At 62.8% G+C, this 21528-nt stretch carries 20 protein-coding genes and 2 tRNA genes; 8 read left to right on the top strand and 14 right to left on the bottom strand.

From position 1 onward, the window contains the following. The first annotated feature begins 74 nt into the window (after positions 1 to 74). The 4 genes from erpA to ACYG9R_RS23665 all read left to right on the top strand — a co-directional run bounded on the left by erpA (position 75) and on the right by ACYG9R_RS23665 (position 1993). Positions 75 to 422: an iron-sulfur cluster insertion protein ErpA gene (gene erpA, locus ACYG9R_RS23680; protein ID WP_031196640.1), complete on the top strand. Its 348-nt coding sequence runs from the start codon at positions 75 to 77 to the stop codon at positions 420 to 422. Positions 423 to 426: 4 nt separating this feature from the next. Then, positions 427 to 819 carry a VOC family protein gene (locus ACYG9R_RS23675; protein ID WP_023667697.1) on the top strand — a complete coding sequence of 131 codons (393 nt, stop codon included), beginning with the start codon at positions 427 to 429 and terminating at the stop codon, positions 817 to 819. An 8-nt stretch (positions 820 to 827) separates the two neighbouring features. Then, the gene (gene xth, locus ACYG9R_RS23670; protein WP_023688213.1) at positions 828 to 1622 is read left to right on the top strand and encodes an exodeoxyribonuclease III; all 795 of its coding nucleotides are present in this window, start codon (positions 828 to 830) and stop codon (positions 1620 to 1622) included. Positions 1623 to 1738: 116 nt separating this feature from the next. Beyond that, positions 1739 to 1993: a hypothetical protein gene (locus tag ACYG9R_RS23665; RefSeq protein WP_245259994.1), complete on the top strand. Its 255-nt coding sequence runs from the start codon at positions 1739 to 1741 to the stop codon at positions 1991 to 1993. 201 nt (positions 1994 to 2194) lie between these two features. On the opposite strand, the gene ACYG9R_RS23660 is transcribed toward ACYG9R_RS23665, so the two are convergent. The 3 genes from ACYG9R_RS23660 to ACYG9R_RS23650 all read right to left on the bottom strand — a co-directional run bounded on the left by ACYG9R_RS23660 (position 2195) and on the right by ACYG9R_RS23650 (position 6281). Beyond that, a complete protein-coding gene (locus ACYG9R_RS23660; RefSeq protein ID WP_023667701.1) occupies positions 2195 to 3019 on the bottom strand; it encodes a tetratricopeptide repeat protein in 825 nt (274 codons plus the stop codon). Beyond that, positions 3006 to 4730, bottom strand: coding sequence for a dihydroxy-acid dehydratase (ilvD, locus tag ACYG9R_RS23655; RefSeq protein WP_023823019.1), 1725 nt, complete (start codon positions 4728 to 4730; stop codon positions 3006 to 3008). The genes ACYG9R_RS23660 and ilvD overlap by 14 nt, the downstream gene beginning before the upstream one ends. Before the next feature lie 291 nt (positions 4731 to 5021). Further along, positions 5022 to 6281: an OmpP1/FadL family transporter gene (locus ACYG9R_RS23650; RefSeq protein WP_023688210.1), complete on the bottom strand. Its 1260-nt coding sequence runs from the start codon at positions 6279 to 6281 to the stop codon at positions 5022 to 5024. A 141-nt stretch (positions 6282 to 6422) separates the two neighbouring features. Between ACYG9R_RS23650 and ACYG9R_RS23645 the strand changes: the two genes are divergently transcribed. Further along, positions 6423 to 6692: a hypothetical protein gene (locus ACYG9R_RS23645; RefSeq protein WP_155923151.1), complete on the top strand. Its 270-nt coding sequence runs from the start codon at positions 6423 to 6425 to the stop codon at positions 6690 to 6692. Here ACYG9R_RS23645 and ACYG9R_RS23640 read toward each other — a convergent pair. The 6 genes from ACYG9R_RS23640 to ACYG9R_RS23615 all read right to left on the bottom strand — a co-directional run bounded on the left by ACYG9R_RS23640 (position 6641) and on the right by ACYG9R_RS23615 (position 13936). After that, on the bottom strand, positions 6641 to 9424 hold the full coding sequence (locus ACYG9R_RS23640; RefSeq protein WP_023823020.1) for a valine--tRNA ligase: 2784 nt from the start codon (positions 9422 to 9424) through the stop codon (positions 6641 to 6643). The two genes, ACYG9R_RS23645 and ACYG9R_RS23640, sit on opposite strands and share 52 nt — an antisense overlap. A gap of 266 nt (positions 9425 to 9690) precedes the next feature. Further along, positions 9691 to 10587 (bottom strand): PopZ family protein, encoded by an 897-nt coding sequence (locus tag ACYG9R_RS23635; protein ID WP_023823021.1) that lies wholly within the window; start codon positions 10585 to 10587, stop codon positions 9691 to 9693. 330 nt (positions 10588 to 10917) lie between these two features. Beyond that, the gene (locus ACYG9R_RS23630; RefSeq protein ID WP_023667706.1) at positions 10918 to 12303 is read right to left on the bottom strand and encodes a TolC family outer membrane protein; all 1386 of its coding nucleotides are present in this window, start codon (positions 12301 to 12303) and stop codon (positions 10918 to 10920) included. A 185-nt stretch (positions 12304 to 12488) separates the two neighbouring features. Next, positions 12489 to 13163, bottom strand: a complete 675-nt coding sequence (locus ACYG9R_RS23625; protein ID WP_023667707.1) for a protein-L-isoaspartate O-methyltransferase family protein — start codon at positions 13161 to 13163, stop codon at positions 12489 to 12491. 103 nt (positions 13164 to 13266) lie between these two features. Further along, a tRNA-Cys gene (locus ACYG9R_RS23620) sits at positions 13267 to 13340 on the bottom strand. 335 nt (positions 13341 to 13675) lie between these two features. Continuing rightward, positions 13676 to 13936 (bottom strand): PGPGW domain-containing protein, encoded by a 261-nt coding sequence (locus ACYG9R_RS23615; protein WP_023667708.1) that lies wholly within the window; start codon positions 13934 to 13936, stop codon positions 13676 to 13678. A 231-nt stretch (positions 13937 to 14167) separates the two neighbouring features. Here ACYG9R_RS23615 and ACYG9R_RS23610 point away from each other — a divergent pair. From ACYG9R_RS23610 to dhaL, 3 genes are all read left to right on the top strand, one after another. Next, a tRNA-Asn gene (locus ACYG9R_RS23610) sits at positions 14168 to 14242 on the top strand. Positions 14243 to 14449: 207 nt separating this feature from the next. After that, entirely contained in the window at positions 14450 to 15457 is a 1008-nt protein-coding gene (locus ACYG9R_RS23605; protein ID WP_023823022.1) for a dihydroxyacetone kinase subunit DhaK, read from the top strand. Between the two features lie 24 nt (positions 15458 to 15481). Next, a complete protein-coding gene (gene dhaL / locus ACYG9R_RS23600; protein WP_023744772.1) occupies positions 15482 to 16123 on the top strand; it encodes a dihydroxyacetone kinase subunit DhaL in 642 nt (213 codons plus the stop codon). Between the two features lie 15 nt (positions 16124 to 16138). Here the strand turns inward: dhaL and derI are convergent, their stop codons facing one another. The 5 genes from derI to ACYG9R_RS23575 form a co-directional block, all read right to left on the bottom strand. Continuing rightward, entirely contained in the window at positions 16139 to 16576 is a 438-nt protein-coding gene (gene derI, locus ACYG9R_RS23595) for a D-erythrulose-4-phosphate isomerase (RefSeq protein WP_023672592.1), read from the bottom strand. Between the two features lie 26 nt (positions 16577 to 16602). Beyond that, positions 16603 to 17370: a triose-phosphate isomerase gene (locus ACYG9R_RS23590; RefSeq protein WP_023823023.1), complete on the bottom strand. Its 768-nt coding sequence runs from the start codon at positions 17368 to 17370 to the stop codon at positions 16603 to 16605. Positions 17371 to 17446: 76 nt separating this feature from the next. Next, positions 17447 to 18385, bottom strand: coding sequence for a sugar phosphate isomerase/epimerase family protein (locus ACYG9R_RS23585; RefSeq protein WP_023710712.1), 939 nt, complete (start codon positions 18383 to 18385; stop codon positions 17447 to 17449). Continuing rightward, positions 18385 to 19902: a glycerol-3-phosphate dehydrogenase gene (locus ACYG9R_RS23580; protein WP_023672595.1), complete on the bottom strand. Its 1518-nt coding sequence runs from the start codon at positions 19900 to 19902 to the stop codon at positions 18385 to 18387. The genes ACYG9R_RS23585 and ACYG9R_RS23580 overlap by 1 nt, the downstream gene beginning before the upstream one ends. Continuing rightward, positions 19899 to 21458 (bottom strand): FGGY-family carbohydrate kinase, encoded by a 1560-nt coding sequence (locus tag ACYG9R_RS23575; protein ID WP_023823024.1) that lies wholly within the window; start codon positions 21456 to 21458, stop codon positions 19899 to 19901. The genes ACYG9R_RS23580 and ACYG9R_RS23575 overlap by 4 nt, the downstream gene beginning before the upstream one ends. Positions 21459 to 21528: the final 70 nt, after the last annotated feature.

Raw genomic sequence — 21528 nt, 5'->3', positions numbered from 1 at the left:
CTGATGCCGCCGCAGTTGACTTGCCCCTTCCCGCTTCATACCTATCATGTGAAACTGAAAGCAAGGTGACGCCCATGGGCGCTGATGCCAAGACTGCCATGAAAGTCGAGATGACCGGCGCCGCCGCCAGGCGGATCGCGAAAATCGTCTCTGGCGAGGCCGGCAAGACGGCGCTGCGCGTCTCCGTAGAGGGCGGCGGCTGCTCCGGCTTTTCCTACAAGTTCGACCTGGTCGATACGCGCAATGACGACGACGTCGCCATCGAAAAGGACGGCGCCACCGTGCTGATCGACGATTTGTCGCTGGTCTATATGGGCGGCTCGGTGATCGACTTCGTCGACGATCTGATGGGCCAATCGTTCCAGATCCGCAACCCCAATGCAGTCGCCTCCTGCGGCTGCGGCACCAGTTTCTCCATCTAGGCAGATGTCCGGCGTCGGCCCGGTCCGTCAGGTAGCACTGTCGGCCGGGCGCGACCTCGACGTGACGCTGGCCTTCTGGCGCGATGTGCTCGGCCTCAATGTTCACGCCCGCTACGATCCGCCGGGCATCGCCTTCATCATGGCCGGTGATATCAGGTTGCTGTTCACCGATGGCGTTCCGGCCGGCACCGTCTATCTCGATATAGCCGGGCTCGAAGCCTTCCACGCCGAGGCGAAAGCGTCCGGCGTTCCCTTCACCGCACCGCCGGCGCTCGTCCACAACGACACCGAAGGCACGTTCGGAACGGCGGGGGAAAGCGAGTGGATGGCCTTTCTAAAGGACCCGGCAGGCAATACGATCGGGCTTGTCGAACGTCTTTCGCCCGAACATCCCTGAGGCCGCTCATGAAAATCGTTACCTGGAACATAAACGGCATTCGCGCCCGCATCGGCAACCTCACCCACTGGCTGAGCGAAAGCCAGCCCGACATCGTCTGCCTGCAGGAGATCAAGTCGGTCGACGAGCAGTTCCCGCGCGCCGAGATCGAGGCGCTTGGCTACAACGTGGAAACCCATGGCCAGAAGGGCTTTAACGGCGTCGCCCTGCTGTCGAAGCTTCCCTTCGACGAGGTTATCAGAGGCCTGCCAGGCGACGAGACTGATGAGCAGGCGCGCTTCATCGAGGGCGTGTTCTCGACCGACCAGGGCGCGCTGCGCGTCGCCTCGCTCTATCTGCCCAACGGCAACCCGGTCGATGACGAGAAGAAGTTTCCCTACAAGCTGGCCTGGATGGAACGGCTGCATCGCTGGGCCGAGCAGCGGCTGCTTCTGGAGGAGGCGCTGGTGCTGGCCGGCGACTACAATGTCATCCCCGAGCCGGTCGATGCGCGCTTCCCCGAGAACTGGCTTGGCGATGCGCTGTTCCAGCCGCAGACCCGGCAGGCCTTCCGGCGGCTGAAGAATCTCGGCTTTACAGAGGCGGTGCGCGCCGTCACCGATGCGGCCGACGTCTACACCTTCTGGGACTACCAGGCCGGCGCCTGGCAGAAGAACAACGGCATCCGCATCGACCATCTGCTGTTGTCGCCCGAAGCGGCCAACCGCTTTTCCTCGGCCTCAATCGAAAAGCATGTGCGCGCCTGGGAAAAGCCTTCCGACCATGTGCCGGTGGCGATCGATCTGGCGCTGCTGCCGGCCTGATATCAGCCGAAACCCTGATATCGCCACAATCGCGCCATTCAGTCAGAGATCAGCATGGCGGCTGGGGTTCCATGGCACTACGATTCCTCCTTTGCCCGATCGGCCTAGCATTTGCCATGGCCTCCCCTGCAGCGGCACTTGCCGACCAGCAGTGCCTGGCCAATGGCAAGTCCTACCAGGTCGGCCAGGTCACCTGCCTGACGGTTTCAGACAAGAGCCATATGGCCCGCTGCGACCTGGTGCTCAACAACACCTCATGGACCAAGATCGGCGATACCTGTCCCGACAGCACGATTAAGCCGCATCTGCACGTCACGCCGATCTCGATGCCGGTGCACAGAGCGGTGCCGGCGGAACTCACCGAGAACTGATGGATGTGAGCTAATCTCCCCCCTTGAGGGGGAGATGGCCGGCAAGCCAGAGGGGGGCGCGAAGAAACGCGACCTTTCGGTCAAACAAGCTCACCCTCTCAGTCCAACCCGGGCAAACTTTAGTCAACTGAAATGCCAGCGGGACAGCGCCCCCCTCTGCCCTGCCGGGCATCTCCCCCTCAAGGGGGGAGATTGGCAATTTCACTGGTCGCCGCCGCCCTTGGTCAGGATGTCGTCGGCAAGCGAAATGGCAGTGCGACGGTCGGCTTCGCCGGCGGCGGCAAATGCCTCTTCCTGCATGCCGCGGATCCACGGCTGGTCGCTCGGCGAGGCGCGTTCGAGCGCGGCGGTCATCATGGCCAGCCCGCGCACGATCTTGCCGCTCTGGAACAGAAGATTGCCGAGCGTCGCCTGGGCGCCGGCATGGCCTTTTTCGGCGGCGAGCTGGAACCAGCGGCCGGCCTGCTTGACGCTGGCCTTGACGCCGCCCTCGCCCTTCAAAAACATCTGGCCCATCTCGAACTGAGCGTTCGGGTTGCGGTAATTGGCGGCCGCGCGCATGTAATATTCCTGCGCCGCGACCTCGTTTTCCTCGACCGGGCTGCCGGGGATGCCTGTCCGGAGATAGTCGCCCAGCGCCACCAGCGCGTCGGAGACATAGCTTTCCTCCGGCGATCCCGGCTCGACATCCTGATCGACGATCTCGGAGAAGAATTTGAAGGCCGCATAGTCGTCGCGCGTCACGCCGTCGCCTTCGGCGTACATGCGCGCGAGCTTCCAGGTGGCGCCGATCTGGCCGTTCTCGGCGGCGTATTTATAGGCCTCGACCGCCTGTTCCTTGTGGCCGCTCTTGTAGGCGGAGAAGCCGAACTGGAACACGGCCCATGGGCTCGATTGCGGCTTCACGCCGGTCTTGTCGTCGAACACCTTGTCGTCGAAGGCCATGGCCTGGCCCACGGCCCCAAAGATCGCAACAGCGACCAGTGCCGGAAGGACAGACGACCTCAACAACTCAGATATCCGCATAGCAATGTGTTTCTTTGGCACCGCCCGGATGGGTGACCGCGCCGTCGCGGGCAGGCCCTACCGTCTGTGCGTATTTCCAGATCGCGCCCGACTGATAGTCGGTCGTGCGCGCCTTCCAGGCCTTCGCCCGCGTTGCCAGTTCGGCCTCGGACAAATCGACCGCGATCGTGCCTTTGGTTGCATCGATCGAGATCACATCGCCGTCTTTCAAGAGCCCGATCGGGCCGCCAACGGCAGCTTCGGGCCCGACATGGCCGATGCAGAAACCGCGCGTCGCGCCCGAAAAACGACCGTCGGTGATGAGGGCGACCTTGCCGCCCATGCCCTGGCCGTAGAGCGCCGCCGTCGTCGACAGCATCTCGCGCATGCCCGGGCCGCCGCGCGGACCTTCGTAACGGATGACGAGAACCTCGCCTTCCCGGTAGTTGCGGTGCGTGACCGCCTCGAAACATTCCTCTTCCGAATCGAAACAGCGTGCCGGACCTGAGAATTTCAGCTCCGTCATGCCCGCGACCTTCACGATCGCGCCTTCGGGGGCAAGGTTGCCCTTCAAGCCCACGACACCGCCGGTTTGGGTGATTGGACGGTTGGCGGGACGGACCACATCCTGGCTATCATTCCAGGTAACATGCTCCATGTTTTCGGCCAAAGTACGGCCAGTCACGGTCATGCAGTCGCCATGGAGATAGCCGTGGTCGAGCAGCGTCTTCATCAACAGCGGAATGCCGCCGGCCTCGAACATGTCCTTGGCGACATATTTGCCGCCCGGCTTGAGGTCGGCGATGTAGGGCGTCTTCTCGAAAATCGCGGCAACGTCGAACAGGTCGAACTTGATGCCTGCCTCATGCGCGATCGCCGGCAGGTGCAAAGCCGCATTGGTCGAGCCGCCGGTGGCCGAAACCACGGTCGCCGCATTCTCCAGCGCCTTCAGCGTGACGACGTCGCGCGGCCGGATGTTCTTGGCGATCAGCTCCATGATCTTTTCGCCGGAGGCGAAATTGAAGCGGTCGCGCATCTCGTAAGGCGCCGGCGCGCCGCAGGAGTACGGCAGCGCCAGGCCGATCGCCTCGGCGACGGTGGCCATAGTGTTGGCTGTGAACTGGGCCCCGCAGGAGCCGGCGGACGGACACGCCGCCTGCTCGATCTCGAGCAGTTCGGCATCGCTGACCGTGCCGACCGAATGCTGGCCGACTGCTTCGAACACGTCCTGCACAGTGATCTGGCGGCCGCGATAGGAGCCCGGCAGGATTGAGCCGCCATAGATGAAGATCGACGGCACGTTGAGCCGCACCATGGCCATCATCATGCCGGGCAGCGACTTGTCGCAGCCGGCAAGGCCGACCAGCGCATCGTAGCAATGGCCGCGCATGGTGAGTTCGACCGAATCGGCAATGACATCGCGCGACACCAGCGACGACTTCATGCCCTGGTGCCCCATGGCGATGCCGTCGGTGACGGTGATGGTGCAGAATTCGCGCGGCGTGCCGTTTGCGGCCGCCACACCTTTCTTGACCACTTGCGCCTGGCGCATCAGCGAGATGTTGCAAGGCGCCGCCTCGTTCCAGCAGGAGGCAACGCCGACCAGCGGCTGCGCGATCTCGGCCGCAGACAGGCCCATGGCATAGAGATACGAACGGTGCGGCGCACGCGCCGGACCGACGGTCACATGGCGGCTAGGCAGCTTGGCCTTGGAAATGACTCTGGCGTCCATACTCTTCCTTGCCGCGGGCGGTGCGGCCTGCCCCATGGCCGAGCCTTCTGGCGCGTGTCCCGAGACGAATTCGAGGTGCGCCGGGTTTATGGCGGGAAATGGGCAATTTGGTCGAGCGGGACCGTAGCGCGGGGGTTGGCCGGGAACTGTTGCCAAAACGCCACAATCGCGAGAGGCGACGCCGGTGCGGCGTATCTGCAACGCCAACTCTCGCCGGCAAGGCTCGACGCGGTGCCCGCATAAGAAAAAGGCCGGGGAATGCCCGGCCTTTTTCTTTTCAACTTGAAAGGCTTACCACTTCACCTTCAACGAAGTCGAAATGGCCGACACAAGATCGTTGCCGAAGTCAGCGGTGTAGTCCGTACCATAGGTGACGCCATCGTCGCCTACGACTGGATGGATCGACCCGCTGGTAAGCACGCCCAGCGCCCCACCAAGACGAACCTCGATGTTCTGGGTCGGCGTGTAAGCCACGCCACCGCTAACCGTCCAGGTGTCCGTCTGGGCGCTCAGTCCGGTGGAGGTTCCGCGATCCCAGGTCAGAACGGCGGCGCCGCTCCACTGATCATTGAATTTGTGGCCGATACCGCCGGAGACCGTCCAGCCGTCCCGGTAGAGCAGATCAAGTGAAGTAGCGCGGGTCGGGCCGGTCGTGGTGCAAGCACCCGGGGCGGCGGTCGGGCAGAATGGAATGCTTTGCAATACGCTCCAATTGACCCACTTAATGGATCCAAACGCGAGCCAACCCGGAGCAATACCTGACTGGAGCTTGAGTTCCAGAGACTCAGGCACCTCCGAAGAACCGCTTACGTCGGTTATGCGACCCAAAATTGGATTGCTGGGGTCGAGGAATCCGGGAACCTGTGTCAGATCGAGCGTCCCCGAGAGGTTGTCGAGCTTGACGGCTGAATTGTAGACCAGGCTGGCGCGCAGCGCGATGTCAGGAATTTCATAGGCGGCACCGACGCGCCATCCCCAGCCGTCTCCTTCGAGGTCAAGGCGCCCAACGCCTGTACCCAAAAATGCGGGAAGCGGAGCGACCAGCTGCTCCTTGAAGCCCGAGACGTCCTCATGGAACACGCCGCCGATGAAACGAAACTGACCTTTGCCGAGGTTCACCTTGTACGAGCAGGTTCCGCCAACGGCCTCGCTCTCGACCTTGGTTACGATATTGCCGTTCGCGCCGGCCCAGTTGACGCCGGGATTGCTGTACGCACCGATCGGTTGGCCATAGTCGACAAGACAATCGACCGGGCCTATACCAGCCTTGATACCCACGCTCGGCACCCAATAGCTTTCGGTATCGCGGGCGCTGTTGGAAAGGCCCAGCGCGTTAAGGGGGCCGTCAGCCGGATTCGTGTCCACCACATTCTTGAGGTCGCGTTGCGGCATCACATAGGTGCCGGTAACCTCGCCGGCGACCTGCGCAGGATCGAACAGCAGATCGATGTCATAGCCGCCGCGCTCCAGGCCGCCGGCATGCACGGAACCGATCAGGCCCAGCGAAAAACACCCCGCCCCCAGCAGTGTTTTCAAACGCAAATTGTTCATGGATGTCCTCCCCGAAATACTAGTGCGTCAAGCTAGAACCAATTCGGGTTAACGGCGCAACAATGAATTCACATAGCGTACATGTACACTCTTGCGGACCGCATTTCGAACACAGTGGCGGCTTGGCCGGCAGGTTCGAAAATGACCATTTGGGCGGCAGACTGGGGGACAAATCAGAAAAAACCGCTCAAAACGGCACCAAAACCCTCTATTTTGCCGGCATTCGGCCCCATTGTTACATTATGGCAACAATGGGGGTCGAAACTTTCCGTTTACGTCAATATTAACGCAACGGAACGCCTGTTTTTCGAGCAAAAGAACCTTCGCGAAGCGCTGCAAGCGTCTCGCGAATCCGGCGCTCAACCGGCGTCGCGCACCCTGGTCAGCGCCACCGAAAGCTTCTCCTGCTGATCGCGGTATTCGTCGAGTTTTTCGCGCTCGGCTGCGACGATCTCTTCAGGCGCGCTGGCGACGAATCTCTCGTTCGACAGCTTCTTGTGCAACCGCGCGATTTCCTCGGTCACCTTGGCCAGCTCCTTCTGCAGCCGCGCCGCCTCGGCTGAGAGATCGATCAGGCTGCCGAGCGGCAGGCAGATCGTCGCCTCGTTGAGCACGATCTGGGCCGAGCCCTTGGGTGCCGCGTCCTCCAGCGAGATGTCGCCGACCCGCGCCAGCCGCTTGATGGCGGACGCATGGCGGTCGAGCCTCTGCTGGGTCTCGACGCTGGCGCCAACCACCACCAACGGTGCGATCGCCGCCGGCGGCACGTTCATTTCGGAGCGCACGGAGCGGATGCCGGAGACCAGATCGACCAGCCAGTTGATGTCGGCGGCCGCGTCCGCGTCCTCGAAGTCGGGCGACGGCCAGGCGGCGTGGCAAAGCAGCGTTGCGCGCGTCCGGCCCTCGCCCGCCGTCTGCGCCCACAACTCCTCGGTCATGAACGGCATCATGGGGTGAAGCAGCTTGTAGATCTCGTCGAGCACGAAGGCGACGCAGGCCCGGCTTTCGGCCTTGGCAGCTTCGTCCGCGCCCATGAACACCGGCTTCAGCAGTTCCAGGTACCAGTCGCAGAACAGGTTCCAGACGAAGCGGTAGGCGGCGCCGGCCGCCTCGTTGAAGCGGTAGCCGGTGATGCCCTCGGTGATAGCGCGCGACGCCCTGGTCAGCTCGGTCAGGATCCAGCGGTTGACCGGCAGCTTGGCGTCGTTCAGCCAGAAATCGTCATTGCGCGCGACCTCGTTCATCTCGGCAAAGCGTGTCGCGTTCCACAGCTTGGTGCCGAAATTGCGGTAGCCGGCGATGCGCGCCGGATCGAGCTTCACGTCGCGCCCCTGCGCCGCCATCACCGTCAGCGTGAAGCGCAGTGCGTCGGCGCCAAACTCGTCGATGAGGTCGAGCGGATCGATGACGTTGCCTTTCGACTTCGACATCTTCTGCCCGTTCTTGTCGCGCACCAGCGCGTGCACATAGACGGTGTGGAACGGCTCCTCGTGCATGAAATGCAGGCCCATCATCATCATTCGCGCGACCCAGAAGAAGATGATGTCGAAACCGGTCACCAGCACGTCGGTCTGGTAATAGGTCTTGAGCTCCGGCGTGTGATCCGGCCAGCCCAGCGTTGAGAACGGCCACAGTGCAGACGAGAACCAGGTGTCGAGCACGTCCTCGTCGCGGGTCAGGATCTCGCCCGGCTTGAAGGTCTCGAGCTTGTCCTCGACCCAGGCCTTCCATGGACCTTCCAGCGCCAGATAATATTCGATCGCGGCGCCCAGCGCCTCTTCCTCGGTCTTCTCGACGAAGACCCGGCCGTCCGGCCCGTACCAGGCCGGGATCTGGTGACCCCACCACAGCTGGCGTGAAATACACCAGGGCTGAATGTTCTCCATCCAGTCAAAATAGGTCTTTTCCCAGTTCTTCGGCACGAAGTTGGTACGGCCTTCACGCACCGATGCGATCGCCGGCTTGGCGAGCTCGGCGGCGTTTGCATACCACTGCTCGGTCAGAAACGGCTCGATCGGCACGCCGCCGCGGTCGCCATGCGGCACGGCGTGGCGGTGCGGCTCGATCTTGTCGAGGAAGCCGCCGGTCTCCATCAGCTCGACGATTTTCTTGCGCGCGACGAAACGGTCGAGACCGTCGAGCTCGTCCCAGACAGCCTGACGCTCCGGCGTCACGTCGAGCCCGGCGAGAAAATCCTCATTATCCCTGAGCGTTATTGCCGCCTCGATGGTCAGGATGTTGATCGCCGGCAGCTTGTGGCCCTTGCCGACCTCGAAATCGTTGAAGTCGTGCGCCGGCGTGATCTTGACCGCGCCGGAACCCTTTTCCGGGTCGGAATACTCGTCAGCCACAACCGGGATTTTCCGGCCGACGATCGGCAGCACGACATTTTTCCCGACCAGATGCCGGTAGCGCTCGTCGTCCGGGTGCACGGCGACCGCCGTATCGCCAAGCATCGTCTCGGGCCGTGTCGTCGCCACGGTAATGAAGGTCGCCGAATTTTCCGGATCGAAAGTCTCGCCTTCGATCGGATAGCGGAAGTGCCAGAGATTGCCGTTGATCTCCTGGGGCTCGACCTCCAGGTCGGAGATCGCCGTCAACAGCTTCGGGTCCCAGTTCACAAGGCGCTTGTCCTTGTAGATCAGCCCTTCCTTGTAGAGGCTGACGAATACTTCGAGCACGGCCTTGGACAGGCCTTCATCCATGGTAAAACGTTCGCGCGACCAGTCCGCCGAGGCGCCGAGCCGCTTCAGCTGGTTGAAAATGGCGCCGCCGGACTCGGCCTTCCACTCCCAGACCTTGTCGATGAACTGTTCGCGGGTAAGATCGCGGCGATGTATCTGCTTTTCCATCAGCTGGCGTTCGACCACCATCTGCGTGGCGATGCCGGCATGGTCCATGCCGGGCTGCCACAGCACGTTCTTGCCGCGCATGCGCTCGAAGCGCACGAGTATGTCCTGTAGCGTGTTGTTGAGTGCGTGGCCCATATGCAGCGAGCCGGTGACGTTGGGCGGCGGGATGACGATGGTGAAGGCCTCCGCCCCCTCCTCGGCGCCGGCGCCGGCGCGAAATGCGTCCGCCTCTTCCCAGATTTTGGCGATCTTGGGCTCGACGGTCTTGGCGTCGTAGGTCTTTTCAAGCATGGGAAAGTGGTCCGCGCGGTCGGGAGTTTTGCTGACCCGGTGTAAATCGGAAGGTTTTGGCCAAGTCAACCGCGAGGGCTGCCTCAGTCCTTCAACGCAAATAGGCGGGGCCCTGGTCATTTCAACGGGAAGGCCATGCCTGCACCTTCATCGTCAGCGATCCCGACGGTAACCTGATCGTGTTCGCGACATCGGCCGGAAGCTGGCCTGCAGCGAAAGCTCCGCCCGAAGGCGGCGCTTTAATCCGGAACGGGCTGTGGTAATGCCTACTGCGCGCCGCGCGCGACGCGCTCGATTTCTTCGCGTACCAGGCGCTCGACCAGCGTCGGAAGGTTGTTGTCCAGCCAGTCCTGCAGCATCGGCCGCAGCATCTCCTCGGCCATCTCGTCGAAGGTCTTCTTGCTGCGGCTGGCAAAGGCGTCGGAGAGCTCGCCGAAGGCCGCAGCGACCTGCCGTCCCGTATGTTCCGAAACGATCGTCGGCCGAACCGGAGTTGTATCGGCCGGGCGCGCGTGCTCGCTGCGCGAAGGATGAGGCTCGAAAGCCGGCTCGGCAGCGAGATCGTCTTCGAAAGCCTCGACCTCCGCGATTGCTGCCTGCCGATTTTCAGTCTCTGGCTGCCTGATCTCCGGCTGCCTGATCTCGGGCCGCCGTACTGTGTCAGCCGGTTTTGCCTGATTGCCAACGGCCGCGATTTCGCGGCGCCAATCCGTGACGATCGAGTCGGTGGTTTCCGCCTTTGCCCGCACTGCAACTTCTGCCCTGACGGCGGGAGCTGGCTCACTGGCTATCCTGGCGCTTACTTCCGCCAATGTCATCGGAGCATGCGCGGGTGGCGCGGCGGTCGTGGCATTTGCCGCAATGGCCGGCTTCACTGGCGACGGCTCGGAGCGCGGCTCCAGCCGCGCAACCACCGGCTCGGCCAGTTGGGCCTGCACCTCGGCCAGCGTCACCGGCTTCTTGCTTTCGGTCGAGCTGTGCAATTCGCTGCGGAAGGCCTCGACATCCGAAACAGGCCCGGCGGCCGGCACAACGTCCTGGCGCAACTCATCCGCGTCGCCCGGCAGCTTGCGGCCTGTGTCGCTGTCTTCGATGATCCTCCTGATGGAAGCCAGTATTTCTTCCATGGAAGGTTCGCGCTGTGCGCTGCTTGCCGTCGCCATCGTCACATCCGCCGCCCCCGCGCATGATCCCGAAAATCGATCTTCGATTTTCGAAGAGGATCAGGCGCAAAATCAAAGTTCTACAGCCTCCTTTGCGCATCCATCGGACGCGTGGCGCTGCAGTGACCCGTTCCTGGATTCCTGTCCGGCAAAGCCGGATACGAATCATGGCGACAGCGTAGCCGACGGATCGCCATCCGAGAATCCCCAATCTCGGAAGACGCCGGATTTCAACAATTTAGGCTACAAAAGACAAACGCCGCGCATCCTTGGGAAGCGCGGCGCTACGATACTTTCAATCTTGGCGGGATTTGAACCGCTCAGTCGCGATCAACGACCGTCCGGCGTACGCAGCCCGATCCATTTGTCCTTGACGGCTCTGTAGTGCTCTTCAGGCTTGTACTTCACCACATTCAACGCCAGGCGATCGGCCGACAGGCGGCCCATGGCCGACAGGATGGCGTAGCTCGCTACAACCACATCGCGCTCGGAGCTGGCGAGGTCGATCTTTGCCGAGATGACGGCGTTCTGGGCATTCAACACGTCGAGCGTGGTGCGCTGTCCGACATTGCGCTCCTCGATGACGCCGTTGAGCGCCAACTGTGCGGCCGCGATCACCTGCCGATTAGCGTCGACGCTTTCACGCGCTGCGATGTATTGCGTCCATGCCGAGGTCACGGCCTGGCGCACCGAGTCACGGCTGACATCCACCTCGATGCGAGCCTGGCTGAGCGATTCCTTCGACTGACGAACGAGTGCGGAGGTACGGCCGCCCGAATAGATCGGAACGGTCAGCGTCGCGCCGACGGTTGCGGCATTGGAGTCGCCGTCCGAATTCCCCGCGCCAGGTACAGTATTTTGATAGGCATGGGAAAGGCCGGCACTGGCAGTCAACTGCGGCAGCAACGCACCTTCCTGCGTCTTTACATCAAATCCCGCTGCATCGACGGAATGTAGGGCGGCCAGGATGGCCGGATGCTCGTTCGATGCAATACCGATCGCCGCCTCGAGACTCCTCGGCAACAGCTTCGCCAACGGCGACGCGGCCTTGAGCTTGCCCGGCTCGTCACCGACGATCTGATGATAGGTTGCCGCACTGGCCAGAGCCTGCGCACGGGCGGCACTCAATTGCGCCACCGCGGCCGAACGCGACGCGTCGGCCTGCGCCACATCGGTGCGCGTGCCCTCGCCGACCTCGAAGCGCGAGCGTGCCGCGCGCGCCTGCTCGGTCAGGAACTGCAGATTCTGTTCGGTCAGCACCGCCACCTGGCGGTCGCGAATCACGTCCATATAGGCGCTCGCCGCGTTGAACAGCGTGTTCTCTTCGGTGTTGCGCAGGCCCTCGACCGAGGCCCTCACCTGTGCAGCGGCCGACGCGACCCTGTTCTTGGTCTGGAAGCCGTCGAACAGCGTCTGATCAATCCGAACGCCGAAGCTGCCGGTGGTCAATGCCAGGCTCGCGTTCCTGCCGTTCAGGTGCCTGGAGGTGTAATCGATATCAGCCGAACCAGTGATCACCGGGCGATAGCCCGACTTGGCGATCGCCACGCCCTCATCGGTGACGCGCACGCCGGCACGGGCCGAATTCAGCGAGGAATTGTTCTGGTAGGCCTTGGAAAGCGCGCCGAGAATGGTTTCCGCCGAGGCGGCTATCGGCGAAAGCGCTGTCGCGGAAATGAGGACAGTAACAAACAAACTCTTGGCTAAGGACGGCACTTTATATCCCTCATTCGTTTTGCACGGGAACCACGCCACGCCAGCCCATCCCTAGGGATCGGCCAGCGCCGCGTCGATGTATCGTTCCCCCGCTGACAGCCTCCCGAAACCCCGGTTAACCAATCAGCAACGATTGTTCAATCGCAAGCCAACATGACAGAGTCTTTGCTGCAAGGCAAAATCACTTAGAACTCGAAGGCATGAATGCGTTCAAACCCGGGTAGTGGCTTAATTGCCGCATTAAATGCCCGTCTTCCGGTTACAACCCCCCCTGCATTGAAAAAGAGCCGGGCTACGCCCGCATTGCCCTGCCCTTCCACAGCCACCAGCCGGCCGCCTTCGGCAAGCTGGTCAAGCAGCGCCGCAGGCACTTTCTCGACGCTGCCGCCGATGAGAATCACATTGTAGGGCGCCTTGGCGGCATGACCTTGCGGCAGTGGGCCGGTGACCACGGTGACGTTATCGCAGCCCTGCGCCGAAAGCGCCGCTTTGGCTGCTTCCGCCAGTGTGGTATCGCTTTCCAGCGCCACGACGGATTTGGCCAGCCTGGACAGCAGCGCCGCGGAATAACCGGTGCCGCAGCCGACATCGAGCACCGAATCGCCGGCGTCGATCTCGGCCAACTGCAAAAGCTTGGCCAGTGGCGACGGCTCCATGAGGTAGCGCGCACCGCTGCCATCGGCGCCGTCGGAGATGCGGATATCCTCGTCGATATAGGCGAGAGCCTGTTGGCCGGCCCCGACAAAGGCCTCGCGCGGCACGGCAAGCATGGCATCGAGCAATGCTGCGTCGGTCACATCGGTGGTGCGGACCTGGCCGTCGACCATCTTGACGCGAAGTTCGGAGAAATCAGCGCTCATGTCCCAACCAATCCGTCAAAAGCCAATGCGCTGAATGCGCTTGTCGCGCCGACACTGCGGCGCATTCGAACTCAAGCCCCCGGCATGCGGGAGTTGAAGCGATTGGAGGCCTCGCCCGGAATCGAACCGGGGTGCAAGGATTTGCAGTCCTCTGCGTAACCACTCCGCCACGAGGCCTCATCGCTCCCGGCGAGCGAACTCAATATGGTGGCAGCGAAAGGTCGTCAAGCGTCCGCGCGGCATTCCGGCGCGCTTTCCTCATCAGCCGCCGCAACGTGGTTCCCGAGCGATTTCAGCGCTTGGCGCACCGGCATATTGGCCGCTCCTCAAGCATGGCTGCGCGACCGGCGAAACTCGAACCCGCAGCTTTACGCAGCGGGTGCAAACTGGCTTTCACCGTAAACGCGCGGCTGACACCAGGGGCTGCCGTTCTCAAGGAGATATTCGAGGGGAAGGTCTGCGGGGGGGTGGAAGCGAAGCGTCCACTGAACCGGGACCGCGCGCCATCGCTTTCAATTTGGCCGGCGACGCCGTTCCCACCAGACGACGAACCGGCGCCGCAGGCGGCGCACCGCGGCAAATTCGTAGGAAAGCACCAAAAGGCCGAGCGGAATCATCCAGAAGCCGAGAATCGGCAGGAAACCGAGAAGGCCGAAAAACACCAGCATGATACCGATGGCGATCCTCAGCCCGCGCGAGCGCGGCATGGTGAACTCGCGCCCGAACACCGAGATTTTCCGCGCCGGTGCCTGGTTTTCGTCTGCTGCAGTCATGTCGAAAGTCGATCCGGTTGCCTTCGATAAAGCCATATGCGCTAAAGGCTGCAATCGCCTTTCAGGTTCCGCCGACCAAGGTCCGACGGCGCCCAAGACGGCTCATATGTGGTGTCATCCGGCGATTGCCAGAAACCATTGGGTGAAAATGCGCTAAAAAATGCGAAATGCTTCTTTGCAAAGCCGAAAAGGGTTTGCTATAGGCTGCGCCACTCACATGAGAGCCTCTATTCCCCGGTAGCTCAGTGGTAGAGCAACCGGCTGTTAACCGGTTGGTCGCTGGTTCGAATCCGGCCCGGGGAGCCACCGCCTTTTCTAAGCCGTGGTGCGATCTTGTACACTACAGCGCCATTGTCCGCGCACTTCGGTCCACTTAGCTTCTGCCAGAACGGCTGGTAACAGCTACGAAGCCGATCGAGGCAGTTTGGTGGGCATCGCGCCCCTGCCCTCGCCCGAAGGCAGCCTGATAACGCCCGGTATCACCTATGAAAATACCAAATCGGGAGGACGTTGGTGCAAACCAAGAAGATCATCAATGACGGCAATCGGGCCGTCGACGAGATGCTGGAAGGCATCCTGGCTGCGCATCCCCGCCATCTCAAAGCCGTTGACGGAAGCCCGCGCTCGATCATCGCCCGCGATGGACCGCGCCAAGGCAAGGTAGGCCTCGTCATTGGTGGCGGCTCGGGCCACGAGCCGAGTTTTCCCGGCTTCGTCGGCAAGGGGCTGGCCGACGCGGCGGCGATCGGCAATGTCTTCGCCTCTCCGCCGCCCGACCCGATCCTCGAATGCGCCAAGGCGGCGAGCGGCGGCGCCGGTGTGCTGTTCATGTACGGCAACTATGCCGGCGACGTCATGAATTTCGACATGGCGGCCGAGATGGCCGCGATGGACGACATCGAGGTGCGCACGGTGCTGAGCACCGACGACGTCGCTTCCGCGCCCGTTGGTGACAGGCACAAGCGGCGCGGTGTCGCAGGGAACTTCTTCATCTTCAAGGCGGCAGGCGCCGCCTGCGACCGCATGTTGTCTTTCGATGAATGCGAACGCATTGCCGGGAAAGCCAACGACCACACCTTTACCATGGGCGTCGCATTGGCGCCCTGTTCGTTGCCGCAAACCCGCCGGCCGAATTTCGAAATCGGACCCGACGAGATGGAGATCGGCATGGGCATCCATGGCGAACCCGGCATCGCACGCGGAAAACTCAAAACGGCCGACGAGATCACCGACGAAATGTTGGACAGGATTCTCGCCGAGATGGCGCCGGCACGCGGCGAGAAGGTCGCCGTGCTGGTCAATTCGCTGGGTTCGACACCGCTGATGGAACTCTACATCATGAACCGGCGCGTGAAGCAGCGGCTTGACGATATCGGTGTATCCATTCACGCAAGCTGGGTCGGCAATTACTGCACCTCGCTCGAAATGGCCGGCGCTTCGATCACGCTGCACCACCTCGACGACGAGTTGCAAACGATGCTCGACCACCCTTGCGACTGCGCCATGTTTCGCGCCGGGTAAACTGGGGACGGCAAGGAACAACAGATGACAACAATCGACACCACCCGCCTTGCCGCGATGTTCGTTGCCATCGCCGACGCCATGTCAGCCGACCGGGACCGGTTGTGCGCGCTTGACGGGGTGATCGGCGATGCCGACCACGGCATTGCCATGGAGTTGGGATTTGCCGCGGCACGCGACGCGGTGGCCGCATTGGACGACGGGACCACCGATCCGACCATCTTGCTGAACACGGCGGCGAAGTCGTTCCTCAACGCCGTCGGCGCCTCCTCGGGCCCGCTCTATGCCACGGCATTCATGCGCGGCGCGGCCGCCGTCAAGGGCAAGGCGACGCTCGACGACGCCGACGCGGTCGCTATGTTCCAAGCGATGGCCAGAGGCATTCAGGATCGCGGCAAGGCCGAGCCTGGGGAAAAGACGATGATCGATGCGTGGGCGCCGGCCGCGACGGCTGCGGGCGAGGCACTGGCCGCCGGCAAGGGGCTGGCCGGCAGCCTCGCGGCTGCAGCCGAGGCGGCAAAGGCCGGCGCGGAGGCGACCAAGGCGATGATCGCCACCAAGGGCCGGGCCTCCCGCCTCGGCGAACGCTCGCTTGGCCATATGGATCCAGGCGCGGCGTCCGCCGTAACCGTCATCGAGGCGATGCGGATCGCCTTGACCGGCTAGGTCGGGAGCGGATCCTCAGCGCTTCGCGTCGAGCTTGTCGACAGCCTGCACGTTGGCGGCAGAGGGACCGTTCGGATCGAACTCCGAGGCCAGCCAGGCGTCGGCGATCGATTTGGCCAGTTCGGGGCCGATGACGCGCGCACCCATGGTGATGATCTGGGCATTGTTGGATTTCGCAGCGCGTTCCGCCGAATAGGTGTCGTGGGTTAGCGCGGCACGGATTCCGGGCACCTTGTTGGCCGAGATGCTGACGCCGATGCCGGTGCCGCAAAACAGGATGGCGCGGTCGTAATTGCCGTCGACAATTTCGTGGCCGACCGCAGCGGCAATATCGGCGTAGAATCCGGCCTGGCTGAGATCGACGACCTGCAGTTCTGGCTTGGTGGCGAGATGCTTGGCGATGACATCGAGCAGCGGCTTGCCGGCGCTGTCGGCTCCGAGTGCGATCTTCATGGCAATGAACTCCTTCGTTTTCGTGGTCAGCGCGCGATGGCGGCCGACGCCTTTTTGAGAATGTCGATATAGCCTTCCGCTTGCCATGCCGAGCGGCCGATGAACAGCCCATCGATACGCGGCTGGCCAATCAGTTCAGCCGCGTTGCCGGGATTGACGCTGCCGCCGTAGAGCACAAGCGGGGCGGTCGGCAACCGGGTTGCTGCGACCTGCTTGATCAGCGCCTGCTGCTTGTCGGCATAGTCGGCGCTGGCCGGAATGCCTTTCTCGCCGATCGCCCACACCGGTTCATAGGCAAAGAGTATCTCTGCCGACAACTCATTGTTTGCGAGACCCTGCAGCGCGCCCAAGACCTGCGCGGTCAGAATTTCGTCGGCGCGGCCGCCCTCGCGCTCGGCCAGCGTCTCGCCGACACAGATCAGCGGCACAAAGCCGTGCCTGACCGCCGCCGCCGTTTTCAGTCCTACGGTCCTGTCCGTCTCACCAAAATGCTCGCGGCGTTCGCTATGGCCTAGTTCGATCAGGTCGAGCCCGCAATCCCTCAGCATCACCGGCGAAATCTCGCCCGTCCAGGCACCGGCATCGGCCCAATGCATGTTCTGGGCGCCAACCTTGACGCGGGTGTTGGCGAGCGCCGCCTTGACCTGCCGCACCGCGGTGAAGGGCGGAATGACGAAAGGCTGTATCGCCGGATCGAAGCCGGGCACGAAGGCAGCCAATGCCTCGGCGAACTGCAGCGCCTCCGCCAGCGTCTTGTTCATCTTCCAGCTCGTGCCGACCCAATATGGGGCCATTCTTCTCTCCTTCGATCCGAAATTCGAATGATGCGTGTTTCCGGGTCTGCGCCGGCCTTCGGGCCGGCGGTTTGCCTCAAGCGCGAGGCTTGAGACTTTCGCGGCCGCTGTCGATGTAAGGCGCCCAGAAATCCACCGACTCACGGATCATTGCAATAACCTGATGATCGACCGGTTCCCTCTCCCGGAAGGAAAGTTCAAGGCAGATTTCATTGTCGGTTCCGCCACCCGCCCGCACGGCGTCGAGCAGCTTCTGCGGGATGATGCGGCCATCCTTGTTGTAGGCGGCGGTGAACGGCCAGTGCCCGCCCTTGTTCATCGACGATTGCTTGATGTGGATGATCGGCGATTGCAACGGGAACGCTTTCGCCCAGGCATAGGGATCAGTGTCGTCAGGATTGGGCGAGGTCACGTCGCCATGGTCGATGTCGACCATCATCTGCATCGGGATCGGCAGCTTGGCCGCATCGATGGCGCCCTGCAATTCGACGCAGCTTTCGATCGTGTGGCCAAACTCGCGGCCGACCGACATCGGTTCCCAGAAAAGGTAGGTCAGGCCCGCCGCCTTGGCGTGCTCGGCCACTTCGCGCCAGCATTCGAGCGCGATGTCGAGAAGCGCCGCGCGCCGCTGCGGATCGTCAAAATCCTTGTAGGTGAATATGGCGAACTGCGTGCCCATGCCCGACGCGCCGAGTTCGGCGGAGATGTCGGCGAAGGTCTTGAACCAATCGACATAATAGCGGCGCACATCCGCGTCCGGATGGCCGAAATGATTGAGCCGGCCATAGGGACCGGTCATACCCGAAGTGATCCGCACGCCGGTCCGCGCCAGGGCGCTGTTGAACAGGCGAACGAACTTGGCGATCGTTGCCGCCGGCCAGCCCGGATTGACGAATTCATGCGTCAGTTGCACGTCGCGGATGCCGATGCCATAGGCAATGGCGTCGATCAGATCGTCGGGATCGGCGAAGCGATTGACCAGCGGGTTGGTGTTCAGCGAAAGCGTGAAGGCCATCAGTTCACCGCCGCCATTGTCTTTGTGCACCAGTCTTCGAATGTTTTCCGCTCGGCCGCATTGATATGCAGCCCGTGTTTGGTCCGGCGTTCGAGAACGTCGGCGGCGGTCATCGCCCATTCGGTCTCGAACAGGAAGACAGCTTCGAGCTCATAGAAATCCGGGCCGAAACGACGGCCGAGATCGGCTTCGCCTTTTACGCCTTTCAGCAAGGCGCGCGTGCGCGTGCCGTAGCTGCGGGCATAGTGCTTCACCAGCGACGGGCTAAGCCACGAAAACTCGGCGTGCAGATCGCCCAGGAACTGCTCGAAATCCGCGTTGGGCAGGTCGCCTCCCGGCAGGGGAATTTTGGCTGTCCAGGCCTTCTTCATGGTCGGAAAGAAGGGCTGGATCTTTTCCAGCGCATGTTCGGACAGTTTGCGGAAGGTGGTGATCTTGCCGCCGAACACAGAAAGCAGCGGCGCGCCACCGTTCGGGGCGTCGAGTTCGAAGATGTAGTCGCGCGTCACCGCGCTCGGGTTGTCGGCATTGTCGTCATAGAGCGGCCGCACGCCCGAGAAACTGTAGACCACGTCCTGCGCGGTGAGTTGGCGCTTGAAGTAGCGGTTGACCACCTTGATCAGATAATCGATTTCGCTGGCTTCGGCCGCCACTAGCTCAGGCCTGCCTTCATAGGGTATGTCGGTGGTGCCGATCAGCGCCAGATCGTTCTCATACGGATTGACGAAAATCACCCGCTTGTCGTTGTTCTGGATCAGATAGGCCTGCCGTCCCTCCCAGAATTTTGGCACGACGATATGGCTTCCTTTTACCAGGCGAACGTTGCGGGTGGAATTCTGTCCGGCGACGCGGCTGACGATGTCATTCACCCATGGCCCGGCCGCGTTGACCAACCCGCGTGCGCGGACCCTCGTCACAGCGCCCGTGCGGCCGTCCTGCATGTCGATCGACCACAGGCCGTCTTCGCGCCAGGCAGCAATACAGGCAGTGCGAGTGAAGACTTTTGCGCCGCGCTGACTGGCATCGAGCGCATTGAGCAGCACCAGCCTGGCGTCATCGACCCAGCAGTCGGAATATTCGAAGCCACGCTTGAATTCGTCCCTGATCGGCGCCCCTTCCGGCGCCGTTCTCAGGTTCAGTGTCCTCGTTCCCGGCAGCCGCTTGCGGCCGCCAAGATGGTCGTAGAGAAACAGCCCGAGCCGCACCAGCCATGCCGGCCGGTCCTCGGGGCTGTGCGGCAGCACGAAGCGCATCGGCCAGATGATGTGCGGCGCCGCCTCAAGCAGCACCTCGCGCTCGATCAGCGCCTCGCGCACCAGCCGGAACTCGTAGTACTCGAGATAGCGCAGGCCCCCATGCACCAGCTTGCCGGAACGCGAGCTGGTGCCTTGCGCCAGATCGTCCTTCTCGCACAGGATGACCGACAGCCCGCGACCCGCGGCATCGCGCGCTATACCGGCGCCGTTGACGCCACCGCCGATCACGAAGAGATCGACAATATCCGTTGTATCGCTCAAGACTTAGCTCCTGTGCGGTGCGCCATCGATTTCCACACCGGATGCAGCGCCTGACGCGCCGCGACAAAGGACGGAAACAGCGCATCGTAGGTTTGCGAAAGCGCCTCGTCATAGGCGTCGCATTCGCCCAGCAGCGGCGTCACCCACTCGGCGCAGCAAACATCCATCGAGCGATAGACGCCAAGCCCGACTGCGGCCATCATCGCCGCACCCGCGGCGCCGGCTTCCTGGCGGCTGCTGGTCCTGACTTGCGCACGGGTCGCCGCGGCGATGATGCGGCGCAGCGACGGACTGCGCGCGGCGCCACCCGACAGGCGGATTTCGCCGGGCATACTGCCCATGGCCTGGTAGCAATCGCGTGCCGCAAAGGCCAATCCTTCAAGAACCGCGCGAGCCAGATCGCCAAAACCGTGCTTGACCGAGAGGCCGATAAAGCCTGCACGTGCGTCTGGATCGACGAACGGTCCGCGTTCGCCGGCGAGCGAGATATAGGGCTGATAGACCAGCGATCCCGGCTCCGATCCTTCGACCCAGACATCGAGCGCTTTCAGCAATTCGTCGCCCGAAGGTTTTGCGCCGCTGGCGGTCAGCACGTCGCGCGCCAGGCCGAGCAGCCAGTCGATGTTGAGCGTCGCCGCCATATTGGATTGCAGTTGCGCATAGGCGCCGGGAACCGGCATGGCGATCGTGTAGCCGGACGCGTTGTCGTTGAGGACGACATCGTCGGCTGTGCGCGCCAGGCGCGTGTGGATGCCGGTCGAGCCGATGACCGTGCAGCCGACATTGCCGCTTGGATCATAGAGGCCGGCGCCGAGCGCGGTGCTGACCATGTCGACGTAGCCCAGCACCACCGGCGTGCCCGCAAGCAGGCCGGTCTCGCCTGCTGCCGACGCAGAAAGCGGATGATGGTCGGTCGTGCCTTCGAGCATGGGGGGCAGCAGGCGGCGGTGCGACGTCAGATCGAGAATGTCGAGCACCTCGTCGGAATAGCTGCGCGCGCGGAAATCGCCGAAGGTGAATGTTCCCTCCGAAGGATCGGTGGCGCGCTCGCCGGTCATCTTGAAATAGAGCCAGTCCTTGCAGTGAAAGGCAGTGGCGGCGCGCTCCAGGATTTCCGGGCTGTTTTTCTTCAGCCAGCTGAGCTGAGCGCCCTGCTGGCAGGCGTTGAGCCCGGTGCCGGTGATCTCGAACCGCGTGCGATCCCGGGGATCGCCGCGCATCTCGTCCACCAGATGTCCGGCGCGCGCATCGAGCCAGAGCCAGGCGCGCCCGACCGGCATGCCGTCGCCATCGATCAGCCAGGTGCCGTCGCCCTGCCCGGTGACCGCGACGGCCGCGGTTCGCCGCGCGAGGTCTGGAATTTTCGTCGCCAGATCGAGAACGGTCAGCACCATGTCGCGCCAGGTCTGATTAAGGTCCTGTTCGGCGCCGCCGCCTTCCAGCGTGACGAAGCTGTTGGTCACCGATGCCATGGCGAGCTGCCGCCCCGATAGATCGAAAGCGACCGATTTGATCACGGACGTTCCCGCGTCGATCCCGATCAGCAGGTCTTTCATGCCGCAAGTTCCGGATGGTTATGAAGGCAAGTCACAAGGAGCAGTCTTTGTTGTCTCGAAGCCATGGAAG

This window comes from Mesorhizobium sp. RSR565B (assembly GCF_054719465.1).
Note: the sequence above shows the minus strand (reverse complement) of the source record. Positions and strands in the feature narration are given on the sequence as shown.